Here is a 14,178-nt window from a genome sequence, read left to right as displayed (position 1 = left end):
GGACGGACGGCCAGCCCATCGACACTCCTACCCAGAAGCGGCAGGAGCTCACGGTGTGGTCGGCTCAGTCGGGCGAGTTGGTCTCGAGGTCCCACAGGATGACCTCGAGGGCGTACGGGGAGACCTGGTGCTTGTTGTGGGTGGCGTCCTCCTGGAGATCCCAATGGCCCTGCCCGATGAGTGCGACGCGGTGGCTGACCACCGGCGCGTAGCTGCGGGCGCCCACTCCGGCGAAGCAGCAGGCGTCGAACCGGTTGAGGATCTGCAGTTGTCCGCGGCGCGGGCCGACCGCGCCCATGACGTAGAGGTCGCCGAAGCTCGCGATGGCGTAGAAGCCGGGCACGGTGGCGCCCTGAATGCCGCCCTGTTCCCAGTCGCCGGTGGAGTCCTTCGGCGGACCGGGGCGCAGGTAGAACGGGAACGACCCGGCCGTCGGGTAACTGCGGGTGATTCGGGTGTCGATGGCGGCGTACGCGGTGGCGGTCCAGCCGCCGCCGGACAGGCCGATCAGGGCGATGGACTTCGGGCGCAGGTGCTGCCGGGCGTAGTTGATTCCTACGGCCAGTGGTTCGAGGAAGAAGGTCATGGCCGAGAAGGCCGACGTTTCGTAAGCGCTGAACCTGTTGTGCGCCGTCGTTCCGGTGCCGATATCGACGTACTTCGTCGGGTCGTTGGGGTCCTGGATGAGTTGGACGTTCCAGCCGGTGAAGGGCATGTCGGAGCAGAGGACGGCGTAGCCGAGGTCAAGCAGCGCCTGGACCGTGCGGACCCGGATGATCGGGTCTTCGCCGTGGCCGGTGTGGTAGATGCCGAGCCGGTGGTTGGTCCGTCCCTTGGGTTCAACGAGGTACTGGGTCGCCTTGACGCCGTACCGCAGCGGGATGGTCAGTTTGGTGGTCTTCCGTACGCCAGTGAGGGTGGCGATTTCGGGCGGCAGGGGGACTCCTGCTTCGACCTTCGGCATCGTGGTGGGCAGGCCGGCGCCCTTCCAGATGTACTCGATCAGTCTTGTGCGTTTGTCTTCGATGTCGGCCATCGTGTGGATGGCGATTTCCTGTTCCACATCGACGCCGACCACCTGCTGTGGCTGGACCTTGTATGCCAGCGGCATCTGGTCCGCGACGGCTTGGTTGACCGGGGCGACCGGGCGCGGGCGGGTCCTGGCTGGGGAAAGTGCCGCAGGTGCGGCAACGGCCTGGCCGGCGAGACCACCCACGCTCGCCAGTGCTCCTGCTCCGACTCCGAGAGCGCCACCGATGATTATGTGGCGCCGGGAAGGAACGTCTGACATGGAACCTCCTGATAGTGCGAAGGAAATTGATGTGCCGCAATTCGGGATGGGCGTCGTCTTGCGGCTACGGGATCGCTCGGTCCTGGCCGATCTCGAAAACTCGGTGTCCGAGCAGGTGCACGGCACCGCCGAGCGTCTTCCTCGTGGGTGACAACCCGTCGGCTCACTGGTCGACAACAGCACGTGCGCTGTTTTTCGGCGCGTTTCAGGCGCTCCGGGATCTGCAGCAGCGTCAGACCCTCGACCGCTCTGCGAACATCTCCATCGTCCGCGACGCGGACTTCACAAGCGGCGGGTTAAGGCCAACTGGGCGGCGAGGGCGTCCAGGACCTGCTTGCCGCCGGCGGTGACGATCGGCACGAAGAGCAGCCCGAGGGTGTCGGTGGCAATGTGCCGCTTGCGCCTTCTCGCCTGCTCAATCCGTACGTCACCAAAGTACCTTTGTGATCGTTATGAGGGACGAGATGACTCTGCGAGCAGTGCGTTGCGGGCTAGTTACTGCTTCGCGGCAGCTTTGTTAATACTCCAGCGACAGTTGCTATCGTCGCTGGTCAGGGGATTGTTCTTGAGCGTATTGGACTGACGGGTCGTCATGTGGCGGTAGCTCGTGACGACGGTGCGGTACTCCCACCCCCCGGGAGCCGCAGCTTCGCGCGCCACACCTCACGCCGTGCGGCGGCTTCGCACCCCGCACCCGCGCCCGCCCGGCGCGCTCACGTGCCGTGGGGGAGGGGCCGTGCAGGGTCGTCCCCGCAGGGGATTGGCGGCCAATCCCGGGTGATCAATGCGGCCCCCCGTTTGCCGCCAACCCCGAGGAGTCGAGCCCGGAGGGGCCCCGGAGCCCGCACCGAACGCAGGCCCGCACCCCGTGCCCCGTGCCCCGGAGCCCGCACCGAACGCAGGCCCGCACTCCGCACCCACACCCGCACCCCGCGGTCGCGGAAACCCTCAACTCATCCGCAGCGCCAGGAAAAAGTCCAGCTTGTCCTCCAGGCGCGACAGGTCGCGGCTGGTCAGTTGCTCGATTCTGCCCACCCTGTACCGCAAGGTGTTCACATGCAGATGCAGCCGCGTCGCGCACCGCGTCCAGGACCCGTCGCAGTCCAGGAACGCCTCCAGCGTCGGGATCAGCTCCGCGCGGTGGCGGCGGTCGTAGTCGCGCAGGGGGTCCAGCAGGCGGGCCGTGAACGCGCGGCGGACGTCGTCCGGGACGAAGGGGAGCAGCAGGACGTGCGAGGCCAACTCGTGGTGGCCCGCCGCGCAGACCCGGCCCGGGCGGGCCGCCGCGACGCGGCGGGCGTGGCGGGCCTCCTCCAGCGCGCCGCGCAGCCCCTCCGCCGAGCTGACCGCGGCGGAGACGCCCAGCGTGAGCCTGCCGTCGTCGGCGAGGCCGGCCGAGAGCGGGTGGCGTACGGAGCTCAGCAGCGCGTCCGCGTGCAGCCCGGCCTCTGTGGACCCGGCGTCGGGCGCGTCCGGGGCGACGGGGACGGCAGGCAGCGGGACCAGTGCGATGGCCTCTTCGCCGGTGTGGGCGACCGCGATCCGGTCGGTGGAGTCGGGTCCGGCCGCCGCCGGGTCGACCAGGATCTCCTCGAGCACGGACTGGGCGACAGGTCCGGCCTCGATCGCCGTAGCCGTCTCGCCGGCCGACGCCCCCGCAGCCGCGGCGCCGTCCTGGCCCCATTCCACCCGGGCCACCACGACCTGCCAGTGCGGCGCGGTCCCGAGTCCGGGCAGCAGCACCGGTGCGGCCACCCGCAGCCGGGCCGCGATCTCGGCGGGCGCGGCGCCCGTCTGGACCAGTTCCAGGACCTCCTGGGCGAGCCGGCGCCGTACCGTACGCGCCGCCTCGCGCCGGTCCCGTTCGACGGCGATCAGCTGGGTCACGCCCTGCAGCAGGTCAAGACGGGCGGCGGGCCAGTCGCTCGCGTCCGCCTCGACCGCCAGCAGCCAGTCCGACAGGACGGTCTCGCGTACGTCCCTGGAGGCGGGGGCGGCCCCGCGCCCGGTGTTCCGGATAGGGAAGAGGGAGTACGTGGCTCCGCCGATTGTCGCCCGGTGCGGCCCACGGCGGCCGGTGCGGGTGGCGGCCAGGTGCTCGCCCGCCAGCGCGGCGCTCACCGCGGTCGGCAGCGGCTTGTCCGCCCCCGCGATCTGACGTCCGGTGGGGGAGAGGACCCAGGCCCGGAGGTCCAGGTCGGAGCCGAGGAGGTCCAGTACGACCTCGGGTCCGCCGCCCGCCGGTCCCGACGTCATCAGCCGCCTGTGCCTGTCCACCACCGCCGCGAGATCACCGGCCCGCTCACCCGAGACCTGGCGTACGACGTACTCTGTGATCGTCGCAAATGCAACGGATTCATTGACTGCAAAGAGCGGTAGCCGATGGCGCGAACACGCCTCCACCAGATCATCGGGAATGTCCCCGAGCTCCGCCTCGCCGGCCGCCAGACCCGCCACCCCCGCACCCGCCAGGATCCGGACGAACGGCTCGGAGTCGGCGGCCGTACGCCACCAGGCGAGCCCGGTCAGCACCAGTTCGCCGCCCGAGAGGTACCGGCTCGGATCCCGCAGGTCGGTCGTCATCACGCCACGTACACCACGGTCGAGTTCGTCCTCGCCGCCGAGCAGCCGCAGCCCCAGCGCATCGGTTTCCAGAAGTGCGCGCAGCCGCATCTCGTCGCCGCCCATCTGTCTCGTTGTTGCCGGTGGCCCGTTGCCACGGTTTTCATGGGAAGACGGTGAGGTTACTGAGCCTCGCCTTTCGTTCGAATCTACAAGACGAGACAGTCGACCAGCCAACTCCTTCATGGTTTCGGTGACTGCACCGAGCGGGACACGGCTTGTGTACTGGGGCTACGCCGCGTTAACGGCACATGAATAACCAGTCGAGGGCCGACCGTCCCGGGCCCGCTTGCGACGAACGACCCCGATGAAGAAGAAGAGAGCCACTGATGGACTTCCTTCGCCCCGCCGGCTGGGAGGAGGCGCTCGCCGCCAAGGCCGAGCACCCCACCGCCGTACCCATTGCGGGTGGCACCGATGTGATGGTCGAGATCAACTTCGACCACCGCCGGCCCGAGTACCTCCTGGACCTGAACCGCATCGGTGAGCTGTGCGAATGGGAGGTCGGCAAGGAGAGCGTTCGCCTGGGCGCCTCCGTGCCGTACACCCAGATCATGGAGCACCTCCGGGCCGAGCTGCCCGGTCTGGCACTGGCGTCGCACACCGTGGCCTCCCCGCAGATCCGCAACCGCGGCGGCGTCGGCGGCAACCTGGGCACCGCCTCCCCGGCCGGCGACGCCCACCCCGCGCTGCTCGCCGCCGGCGCCGAGGTCGAGGTCGAGTCGGTGCGCGGCAGCCGCCTCATCCCGATCGACGAGTTCTACACCGGCGTGAAGCGCAACGCGCTCGCCGCGGACGAGCTGATCCGCGCCGTACACATCAAGAAGGCCGACGGGCCGCAGCAGTTCTCCAAGGTCGGCACCCGCAACGCGATGGTCATCGCGGTCTGCGCCTTCGGCCTCGCCCTGCACCCCGAGACCCGCACGGTGCGAACCGGCATCGGCTCCGCCGCCCCGACTCCCGTCCGGGCGAAGGCGGCCGAGGAGTTCCTGGACGCCGCGCTCGAAGAGGGCGGCTTCTGGGACAGCAAGAAGATCATCACCCCGTCGATCGCCAAGCAGTTCGCGGTACTCGCATCCGGCGGCTGCAGCCCGATCGACGACGTGAGAGGCACCGCGAGCTACCGCCGCCACGCGGTCGGCGTCATGGCCCGCCGGACCCTCGGCTGGACCTGGGAGGCATACCGGGGCAATGCCCACGGCACAAAGGGAGGCGCACAGTGCGCGTGAACTTCACGGTCAACGGTCGTCAGCAGGAAGCCGACGACGTGTGGGAGGGCGAGAGCCTTCTCTACGTACTGCGCGAGCGCATGGGCCTGCCGGGCTCCAAGAACGCGTGTGAGCAGGGCGAGTGCGGCTCCTGCACGGTCCGCCTGGACGGCGTGCCGGTCTGCTCCTGCCTCGTCGCCGCCGGCCAGGTCGAGGGCCGCGAGGTCGTCACCGTAGAGGGCCTGGCGGACTTCGCCAAGCAGCGCGCCGAGCACGGCTGCGCCACCGGTGCCTGCGGTACTTCCCTCCAGGACGCCCAGCAGTGGGAGGCCGGGCCGCAGGACTCGCAGACCGGTGAGGGCGCCGAACTCTCCCCGATCCAGCAGGCGTTCATCGACGCCGGTGCCGTCCAGTGCGGTTTCTGTACCCCCGGTCTGCTGGTCGCCGCCGACGAGCTGCTCGAGCGCAACGCCGAGCCGTCCGACGCGGACATCCGCGAGGCGCTCTCCGGCAACCTCTGCCGCTGCACCGGTTACGAGAAGATCCTCGACGCGGTCCGCCTCGCGGCCGCCCGCCAGGAAGAGGCGGTCTGACGATGGCACGGAACCCCAGAGTCGCCACCGCTCCGGCCGGCACTCCCACCAACATCTCTCAGGGCTCCCAGACCAAGGGCGGCATCGGCGAGTCGACGCTCCGGCCCGACGGCACTCTCAAGGTCACCGGTGAGTTCGCGTACTCCTCGGACATGTGGCACGAGGACATGCTGTGGGGCCACACGCTCCGCTCCACCGTCGCGCACGCCGAGATCAAGTCGATCGACGTCTCCGAGGCGCTCGCGACGTCCGGCGTCTACGCCGTACTGACCTACGACGACCTCCCCGCCGAGGTGAAGACCTACGGCCTGGAGATCCAGGACACCCCGGTGCTCGCCCACGGCAAGGTCCGCCACCACGGCGAGCCGGTGGCCCTGGTGGCCGCCGACCACCCGGAGACCGCGCGCCGCGCCGCCGCCAAGATCAAGATCGAGTACGCCGAGCTGCCCCTCATCACCGACGAGGCATCCGCGACCGCGCCCGACGCGATCCTGGTCCACGAGGGCCGCGCCGACCACCACATCGGCCATGTCCCGCACCCGAACATCTTGCACCGCCAGCCGATCGTCCGCGGCAATGCCGACGAGGCCGCCAAGCGCGCCGACGTGATCGTCAAGGGCGAGTACACCTTCGGCATGCAGGACCAGGCCTTCCTCGGCCCGGAGTCCGGCCTCGCGGTCCCCTCCGAGGACGGCGGCGTCGAGCTGTACGTCGCCACCCAGTGGCTGCACTCCGACCTCCGCCAGATCGCTCCCGTCCTCGGCCTGCCCGAGGAGAAGGTGCGGATGACGCTCTCCGGCGTCGGCGGCGCGTTCGGCGGTCGTGAGGACCTGTCGATGCAGATCCACGCCTGCCTGCTCGCACTCCGTACCGGCAAGCCGGTCAAGATCGTCTACAACCGGTTCGAGTCCTTCTTCGGACATGTGCACCGGCACCCGGCGAAGCTCTACTACGAGCACGGCGCCACCAAGGACGGCAAGCTCACGCACATGAAGTGCAGGATCGTCCTGGACGGTGGCGCGTACGCGTCGGCCTCTCCGGCGGTCGTCGGCAACGCCGCGTCCCTGAGCGTCGGCCCGTACGTCCTCGACGACGTCGACATCGAGGCGCTCGCGCTCTACTCCAACAACCCGCCCTGCGGCGCCATGCGCGGCTTCGGTGCGGTCCAGGCGTGCTTCGCGTACGAGGCGCAGATGGACAAGCTCGCGGCCAGGCTGGGCATCGATCCGGTCGAGTTCCGTCAGCTCAACGCCATGGAGCAGGGCACGATCATGCCGACCGGCCAGCCGGTCGACTCGCCGGCTCCCGTCGCCGAGCTGCTGCGCCGTGTCAAGGCCAGGCCGATGCCGCCCGAGCAGCAGTGGCTCGCGGCCGGCGAGGAGGCGGACGTACGCGCCCTGCCCGGCGGGCTGTCCAACACCACGCACGGCGAGGGCGTCGCACGCGGGGTCGGCTACGCGGTGGGCATCAAGAACGTCGGCTTCTCCGAGGGCTTCGACGACTACTCCACCGCGCGGGTGCGCATGGAGGTCGTGGGCGGCGAGCCGGTCGCGACCGTGCACACCGCGATGGCGGAGGTCGGCCAGGGCGGCGTCACCGTCCACGCGCAGATCGCCCGTACCGAGCTCGGCGTCGCGCAGGTGACGATCCAGCCGGCCGACACCCAGGTCGGCTCCGCCGGTTCGACGTCGGCCTCCCGCCAGACGTACGTCACGGGCGGCGCGGTCAAGCACACCTGCGAGAACGTCCGCGAGAAGGTCCTGGAGATCGGCCGCCGCAAGTTCGGCTCGTATCACCCCGCCTGGGCGACCGCCGAGCTGTTGCTCGAAGGCGGCAAGGTCGTCACCGACGGCGGCGAGGTGCTCGCCGACCTGGTGGACGTCCTCGAGGGGGAGGCGGTCGACCTGGAGCTCGAGTGGCGCCACCGTCCCACCGAGGCCTTCGACCTGGTCACCGGCCAGGGCAACGGCCACGTCCAGTACTCCTTCGCCGCCCACCGCGCGGTGGTGGAGGTGGACACCGAGCTCGGCCTGGTCAAGGTCGTCGAACTCGCGGTCGCCCAGGACGTCGGCAAGGCGCTCAACCCGCTGTCCGTCGTCGGCCAGATCCAGGGTGGCACCACCCAGGGACTGGGCGTCGCGGTCATGGAGGAGATCATCGTCGACCCGAAGACCGCGAAGGTGCGCAACCCCTCCTTCACGGACTATCTGATCCCCACCATCCTCGACACGCCGACCATCCCCGTCGACGTACTCGAGCTTGCCGATGACCACGCGCCGTACGGACTGCGCGGCGTCGGCGAGGCCCCGACCCTCTCCTCGACTCCGGCCGTCCTCGCGGCGATCCGGAACGCGACGGGTCTGGAGCTGAACAGGACGCCGGTGCGCCCCGAGCACCTCACCGGCACCTGATCACCGTCCCCCACAAACTCTCCGGGCGGTGCGCCGTGCCTCCAAGGAAACGTCACGTCCCCCGGCCCTCGGCATGGGGCATCCCAGCCCGTCCGCACCGCCCGGAGAACTCAAGTACCGCACCGCTCACGGTCCTTGCGCATCCCAGCAACACCAGCACTGCCAAGCAAGACCGGCAGTACTCAGTAACACCAGGCAGAACCAGTTCGTCTCGGGCCGTCCCCCGGGTCGTGCAGCCAACGCACCGTCCCAAATCCCGCAGCTACAACGCTCACGCGGGTGCCCCTGTGAACCTTGGGAGTAGGCACCATGACCCAGCAGTCCCTTGAGACCAAGACCACGGCGGAGGACGCCGGCGCGGGTACGCGCCAGCCCGCCGGACGGTCTTGGCTCGACCGGTACTTCCACATAACCCAGCGAGGGTCGACCATCGGTCGGGAGGTGCGTGGCGGCATCACCACCTTCATGGCGATGGCGTACATCATCCTTCTCAACCCTGTGATCCTGTCGGTGCCCGATGCGGCCGGCCACAAGCTCGACGGTGATCAGCTCACCACCGCGACCGTCTTCGCCGCCGCCACCACCACCATCGTGATGGGCCTCCTCGGCAATGTGCCGCTGGCCCTCGCCGCGGGACTCAGCGTCTCCGCCGTCATGGCTTTCCAGGTCGCTCCGGAGATGACCTGGGAAAACGCGATGGGCATGTGCGTCATCTACGGTCTTGTGATCGTCCTGCTCGTCGTCACCGGTCTGCGAGAACTGATCATGAACGCCATCCCGTTGGCGCTGAAGCACGCGATCACCATGGGGATCGGACTCTTCGTCTGCCTCATCGGCCTGGTCCAGGCCGGCTTCGTCACCTCCATGCCCGGAGAGGGCGGCATCGCGGGAGCCAAGCCGATCCAGCTCGGTACGAGTGACATGCTCACCGGCTGGCCGGTGCTCTGCTTCGCCGTCACCGTCCTGCTGATCTTCCTGCTGCAGGTCCGCAAGGTCCCCGGCGCGATCCTCATCGGGATCGTCGGCGGCACGGTGTTCGCCGCCGTGGTCCACCAGTTCGCCGGGCTCGGCAGGAAGGAGTGGGGCGGACTGAACGCCCCCGAGATCACCGGCTCCATCGTCAGCACGCCGGACTTCGGCCTCTTCGGCAGCGTCTCGTTCGACGGCATCGGCAGCGTCGGCGGCATCACCGTCGGCGTCATCGTCTTCACCCTCGTACTGGCCGGTTTCTTCGACGCCATGGGCACCATCATCGGCATCGGCCAGCAGGCCAACCTCGCCGACGACAAGGGCAAGATGCCCGGACTCAACAAGGCCCTGGCCATCGACGGGGCGGGCGGCGCGATGGGCGGCCTCGCCGGCGCCTCCGGCCAGACCGTGTTCGTCGAGTCCACCGCGGGCGTCGGCGACGGTGCGCGCACCGGCCTCGCCAGCGTCATCACGGGCCTCGCCTTCACGCTCTGCCTGTTCTTCACCCCGCTTGCCCAGGTCATACCGACGCAGGTGGCCGCCGCCGCGCTCGTCGTCATCGGATCGATGATGCTGACGAATGCCAAGCACATCGACTGGAACGACCAGGCGACCTCGATCCCGGTCTTCCTGACGACCGTGCTGATGCCCTTCACGTACTCCATCACGGCGGGCATCGCGGCGGGCGTCCTCGCGCACGTCCTGATCAAGGCCGTACAGGGCAAGGCGCGTGACGTCGGCTGGCTGATGTGGGTGCTGTCCGTCGTCTTCCTGGCCTACTTTGCGCTTCATCCGATCGAGGGCTGGCTGGGAGTCAAGTAGCTCCGGGAGCCGGGCAGCTCCCACCCGCCTGACACACACCATTGAGGAGACCGACATGCTGGACATCGCCGAAGAGCTGAACCGGTGGGTCGAGCAGGGCCGCGAGTTCGCTGTCGCCACTGTGGTGGCCGTCTCAGGCAGCGCGCCCCGGCAGCCGGGCGCGGCTCTCGCCGTGGACAGCGAGGGCACGGCGATCGGGTCGGTCTCCGGAGGGTGTGTGGAAGGCGCGGTGTACGAGCTGTGCCGGCAGGCGCTCGAGGACGGCGGGACCGTCCTCGAGCGCTTCGGCTACAGCGACGAGGACGCGTTCGCCGTCGGCCTGACGTGCGGCGGCATCATTGACATCCTCGTCACGCCACTGCGCGCGGACGCGCCCGCGAGGGAGGTGTTCGCGACCGCGCTGTCCACCGCCGCCGGAGGGGAGGCGGCGGCGGTCGCGCGGATCACGGACGGCCCGGCGGACGTGATGGGCCGCGCGCTGCTGGTCCGTCCCGACGGTTCGTACGAAGGCTCCCTGGGGGGCCACCCCGGGCTGGACCGCACTGCGGCGGGAGAGGCCCGCGCCTTGCTGGACGCCGGCCGCACCGGCACGACCGTCATCGGCGAGGACGGCAGCCGGTGCGGGCAGCCGCTGACCCTCCTCGTGGAGTCTTCTCTCCCCGCTCCCCGGATGATTGTCTTCGGTGCGATCGACTTCGCCTCCGCGCTGGTACGGGTCGGCAAGTTCCTCGGCTACCACGTCACGGTGTGCGACGCCCGCCCCGTCTTCGCGACGAAGACCCGCTTCCCGGAGGCGGACGAGATCGTCGTCGACTGGCCGCACCGCTACCTGGTCTCGACGGAGGTCGACTCCCGCACGGTCCTCTGCGTGCTCACTCACGACGCCAAGTTCGACGTCCCCCTCCTCGAACTGGCCCTGGGGCTTCCCGTCGCCTACGTCGGCGCGATGGGTTCCCGCCGCACCCACGAGGACCGCAACGCCCGCCTGCGCGAGGTCGGCGTCACAGAACTCGAACTGGCCCGCCTGCGCAGCCCGATCGGCCTGGACCTGGGAGCGCGCACGCCGGAGGAGACGGCGCTCTCGATCGCAGCGGAGATCGTGGCAAACCGCCGCGGCGGCAGCGGGGTCTCCCTGACAGGAGCGCACACCCCGATCCACCACGACGACGCCGAGCAGGAGCTGACGGGGCGCATCGGGTCGGTCGCCTGACGACCGCCGACCGGGGCTGCGGGCTTCCCGGGCGCGGGGCCCTGGCTGGAACGCCAACCGGACGCGTCCTGGGCGGCGTGGCACCCCCGGCCCTCACCCGCGACGGGCCACCACCAGCCGGCAGCGCGGACTGCCGTCCGGCAACCGGCCCAGATCCAGCGGCCGCAGCTCCACCGAGAACCCCGTTCGCCTCAGATCGGCCAGCACATCCGGAAGCCGGAAGGTGCGGTAGTACATGACGAAGCGCGGCCGCCACAGCAGATTCCGCACGCGCATCGCCGCATCGAAACCCCACAGCTCCCAGTAGAGCCGCGAGCCGATCCGGGGCGGCGCGGGAATGGGAAAGACGAAACTGCCGCCCGGCCGCAGGGCCTTGTGGACCTGGGCGAACAGCAGAGGCCGCTCCTGGGGCAGGAAGTGGCCGAACGCCCCGAAGCTCACGGCCAGGTCGAAGGCCCGCTCGAAGGGGAGAGCGCGGGCGTCGGCCCGTACCCAGCTGACCGCCGGTCCGCCCGGGGCGCCCGGCCGGGTCAGCGCAGACCTCCTGGCCTCGGCGAGCATGCCCGCGCTGAAATCGACACCGGTGACCCGGTCCTCGCACAGCTGCGACAGGACACCCACTCCGGCACCGGTGCCGCAGCAGACGTCGAGTCCCGACGAGAAGGGGCCGAGGGGCCGGGCCGCGTGAAGCACCGCGTCCAGCAGGCGCTGCGAGGTCCGGTAGGGCGTCGCGTCGAACTTCGGCGCGAGCAGGTCGTAGCCGTGCTCGGTGGACGAGAGCGCCTGCACGGCGAGCTCGCGGAAGGTGGGGCCCGAGGGAGTGAACATCACCCCATCTTCCTCCGTATACGTGGAGGGTCCCTGCGCATCCGTACGGGCCGTTCCACGCAGGGGAGGCAGGGTCTATGGCCGGCAGCAATGTCACCGCACTCTTCCGCGCGTCCACCGCGCACAGCCCGTCGTATTTCACGCTGAACCGGGCAGGCGGCGGCCCGGCCGGCGAGATCACCGACTTCTGCATCCCCTGCAATCCGTACTTCCCCACCCCCGCGATGTTCGACCAGCTCGGCCGCGGGCTGCGTGAGATCCTCACCTACTACCCGAGCGGCGCCGACACCATCACCGCCGAGCTGTGCCAGGTACTCGGGCTCAATGCGCAGACCGTCGCCATGGGCAACGGCTCCACCGAACTGATCACCTGGATCGACCACTTGCTGGTGCACGAGTCGCTGGCCGTGCCCGTCCCCACTTTTGGCCGGTGGACCGACCAGCCGATGGAGACCGGCAAGCGGGTCGACATGCTCCTGTTGCCCGAGGCGCACGGCTTCCACCTCGATCCGGCGTCCTTCGTACAGTTCGTCCGGACCCGTGGCTCCCGCGCTGCGGTCATCTGCAACCCCAACAACCCCGACGGCGGCTTCCTGCCCAAGCAGCAGGTCATCGCTCTGCTCGACTCGCTCCAGGACCTGGATCTGGTCGTCGTCGACGAGTCCTTCCTCGAATTCTCGGACGCCGAACCGGAGCCGAGCGTCGCCGCGGAGGCCGTCCTGCGGACGAATGTGATCGTGCTGCGGAGCCTGGGCAGGAACTTCGGGCTGCACGGAGTGCGCTTCGGCTATCTCGTGTCGAATCCCAGCCTGGCCGGCAAGGTGCGGGCCGCACTGCCGAAGTGGAACCTCAACTCCTTCGCCGAGACCGTGGTGTTCATGCTGAAGGAGCACCGCCAGGAGTACGCCGAGAGCCTTCAGCAGGCCCGCCGCGACCGGCAGGAGATGACCTGGCGGCTCTCCCAGCTGCCGGGCCTGACGGTCTACCCCTCGCAGGGCAACTTCCTCTACGTACGCCTGCCGGAGGGCGTGGACGGGACGGTCCTGCGGGACCGGCTGCTCGCCGAGCACGGGGTGCTGGTGCGCGAATGCGGCAACAAGATTGGCAGTTCGAGCCGGTTCCTGCGGCTGGTGGTGCGCCCGCAGCAGGATGTGATGCGGCTGATGTCGGCAATGGAGCAGGTGCTGTACGGGCAGCGCACCCAGGTGCCCGAGCCGCTTCCGGAGCCGCTGGCGCCGATGCTGGCCCAGGCGCCCGAGCCGCAGGCGCAGCAGCCGGGGCCGATGCCGATGCTGGCGCCCGCCCAGCAGCCGGTCGACGCGCGGGGCCTCGGGCCGGTCCGTTCCTCGGGTACGGCGGCGGTCGACCGCCTGATCGCCCAGGCATAGAGCCGACGGCTATGTTGACGTATACACGCCAGGCCCTTACGTTGCTACGCGCTGAGCTGTTCAGCTACCGGCCCAGGATTCACTTATCTGAACCCCCGCGTCGGGGGAGTGGAAGATGACCGGTAAACGCCCCGTGCTCGCCGGCTCAGCAGGGATCTGCGGTGCCCTGCTGATGGCCCCGAGCGCCTCCGCCGAGGTCGAGCCGGGCGGCTGGACCTCGCAGTCGCCCTCGTTCAACGTCCAGGAGAGGGGCTGCGGCCAGGTCGACCCACGGCCACTCCATCCGCTCGCTCGACCCGGCGTTCCTGCGTCCCGGCAGATTCGACTACCTGATCCCGATCGGCACCCCGGACACGGCGGCCCGAGCGGCGATCTGGTCCCGGTACGCGGACGGCCGGCCCGACGTGGATGTGACGGTCCTGGTGGCGGCCACCGAACTGTTCACCCCCGCCGACATCGAGCACGCGGCCCGGATCGCCGCCCAGGCGGCGTTCGAGCCGACCTGGAGGCGATCGGCAGCGGCAAGGGAGACCCGCGGGCGCTCGGCGCCAGCACGGAGGACTACCTGTCGGCGATCGCCCAGTGCAGGCCGACGGTGACGCCCGCGATGATCGAGGACTTCGGCGCGGACATAACGGACACGCACGATTCTGACAGGTGCAGGCGATCGTGGTTATCCGTCAGTTGCCCGGCCTGTGGCTGATCGGGAAGAGCATCCACCAGCTCACCGCTTGACCCGGTGCGGCCCTCTCGGCCGGCCGCCCGAGGTGGCCCGCCCCGGGGGGCGCCGCCGCCGGGGGGTCGGAAGTGCACACGTGTGTACTACAGTCACAGAC

At 69.8% G+C, this 14,178-nt stretch carries 11 protein-coding genes; 7 read left to right on the top strand and 4 right to left on the bottom strand.

Annotation, left to right across the window (positions count from 1 at the left end):
• Positions 1-64 precede the first annotated feature (64 nt).
• The gene (locus tag ACWDO5_RS32555) at positions 65-1,216 is read right to left on the bottom strand and encodes a hypothetical protein (RefSeq protein WP_450534133.1); all 1,152 of its coding nucleotides are present in this window, start codon (positions 1,214-1,216) and stop codon (positions 65-67) included.
• Positions 1,217-1,289: 73 nt separating this feature from the next.
• Between ACWDO5_RS32555 and ACWDO5_RS32550 the strand changes: the two genes are divergently transcribed.
• Complete coding sequence (locus ACWDO5_RS32550) at positions 1,290-1,442, top strand: hypothetical protein (RefSeq protein WP_450534131.1); 153 nt, start codon at positions 1,290-1,292, stop codon at positions 1,440-1,442.
• A gap of 797 nt (positions 1,443-2,239) precedes the next feature.
• On the opposite strand, the gene ACWDO5_RS32545 is transcribed toward ACWDO5_RS32550, so the two are convergent.
• A complete protein-coding gene (locus ACWDO5_RS32545) occupies positions 2,240-3,964 on the bottom strand; it encodes a PucR family transcriptional regulator (RefSeq protein WP_450534134.1) in 1,725 nt (574 codons plus the stop codon).
• Positions 3,965-4,242: 278 nt separating this feature from the next.
• Between ACWDO5_RS32545 and ACWDO5_RS32540 the strand changes: the two genes are divergently transcribed.
• The 5 genes from ACWDO5_RS32540 (at position 4,243) to ACWDO5_RS32520 (ending at position 11,126) form a co-directional block, all read left to right on the top strand.
• Positions 4,243-5,142 carry an FAD binding domain-containing protein gene (locus ACWDO5_RS32540; RefSeq protein WP_450534130.1) on the top strand — a complete coding sequence of 300 codons (900 nt, stop codon included), beginning with the start codon at positions 4,243-4,245 and terminating at the stop codon, positions 5,140-5,142.
• On the top strand, positions 5,133-5,714 hold the full coding sequence (locus ACWDO5_RS32535) for a (2Fe-2S)-binding protein (protein WP_450534128.1): 582 nt from the start codon (positions 5,133-5,135) through the stop codon (positions 5,712-5,714). The genes ACWDO5_RS32540 and ACWDO5_RS32535 overlap by 10 nt, the downstream gene beginning before the upstream one ends.
• A 2-nt stretch (positions 5,715-5,716) precedes the next feature.
• A complete protein-coding gene (locus ACWDO5_RS32530; RefSeq protein ID WP_450534127.1) occupies positions 5,717-8,125 on the top strand; it encodes a xanthine dehydrogenase family protein molybdopterin-binding subunit in 2,409 nt (802 codons plus the stop codon).
• A 309-nt stretch (positions 8,126-8,434) separates the two neighbouring features.
• On the top strand, positions 8,435-9,916 hold the full coding sequence (locus ACWDO5_RS32525) for an NCS2 family permease (protein ID WP_450534126.1): 1,482 nt from the start codon (positions 8,435-8,437) through the stop codon (positions 9,914-9,916).
• A gap of 55 nt (positions 9,917-9,971) precedes the next feature.
• Positions 9,972-11,126: an XdhC family protein gene (locus ACWDO5_RS32520; protein ID WP_450534124.1), complete on the top strand. Its 1,155-nt coding sequence runs from the start codon at positions 9,972-9,974 to the stop codon at positions 11,124-11,126.
• Positions 11,127-11,219: 93 nt separating this feature from the next.
• On the opposite strand, the gene ACWDO5_RS32515 is transcribed toward ACWDO5_RS32520, so the two are convergent.
• The gene (locus tag ACWDO5_RS32515; protein WP_450534122.1) at positions 11,220-11,954 is read right to left on the bottom strand and encodes a class I SAM-dependent methyltransferase; all 735 of its coding nucleotides are present in this window, start codon (positions 11,952-11,954) and stop codon (positions 11,220-11,222) included.
• A gap of 77 nt (positions 11,955-12,031) precedes the next feature.
• Here ACWDO5_RS32515 and ACWDO5_RS32510 point away from each other — a divergent pair, with 77 nt between their 5' ends.
• Positions 12,032-13,342, top strand: a complete 1,311-nt coding sequence (locus ACWDO5_RS32510; protein ID WP_450534120.1) for a pyridoxal phosphate-dependent aminotransferase — start codon at positions 12,032-12,034, stop codon at positions 13,340-13,342.
• A 561-nt stretch (positions 13,343-13,903) separates the two neighbouring features.
• Here the strand turns inward: ACWDO5_RS32510 and ACWDO5_RS32505 are convergent.
• The gene (locus ACWDO5_RS32505) at positions 13,904-14,062 is read right to left on the bottom strand and encodes a hypothetical protein (RefSeq protein WP_450534119.1); all 159 of its coding nucleotides are present in this window, start codon (positions 14,060-14,062) and stop codon (positions 13,904-13,906) included.
• Positions 14,063-14,178: the final 116 nt, after the last annotated feature.

The sequence above is a fragment of the Streptomyces sp. NPDC000880 genome (assembly GCF_053599675.1).
Note: the sequence above shows the minus strand (reverse complement) of the source record. Positions and strands in the feature narration are given on the sequence as shown.

Excerpts from the sequence above, each read along its gene's own strand:
- ACWDO5_RS32530 (WP_450534127.1), top strand. The coding sequence starts at position 5,717 with ATGGCACGGAACCCCAGAGTCGCCACCGCTCCGGCCGGCACTCCCACC.
- ACWDO5_RS32545 (WP_450534134.1), bottom strand. The coding sequence starts at position 3,964 with ATGCGGCTGCGCGCACTTCTGGAAACCGATGCGCTGGGGCTGCGGCTG.
- ACWDO5_RS32550 (WP_450534131.1), top strand. The coding sequence starts at position 1,290 with ATGGAACCTCCTGATAGTGCGAAGGAAATTGATGTGCCGCAATTCGGG.
- ACWDO5_RS32525 (WP_450534126.1), top strand. The coding sequence starts at position 8,435 with ATGACCCAGCAGTCCCTTGAGACCAAGACCACGGCGGAGGACGCCGGC.
- ACWDO5_RS32540 (WP_450534130.1), top strand. The coding sequence starts at position 4,243 with ATGGACTTCCTTCGCCCCGCCGGCTGGGAGGAGGCGCTCGCCGCCAAG.
- ACWDO5_RS32520 (WP_450534124.1), top strand. The coding sequence starts at position 9,972 with ATGCTGGACATCGCCGAAGAGCTGAACCGGTGGGTCGAGCAGGGCCGC.
- ACWDO5_RS32510 (WP_450534120.1), top strand. The coding sequence starts at position 12,032 with ATGGCCGGCAGCAATGTCACCGCACTCTTCCGCGCGTCCACCGCGCAC.
- ACWDO5_RS32515 (WP_450534122.1), bottom strand. The coding sequence starts at position 11,954 with ATGTTCACTCCCTCGGGCCCCACCTTCCGCGAGCTCGCCGTGCAGGCG.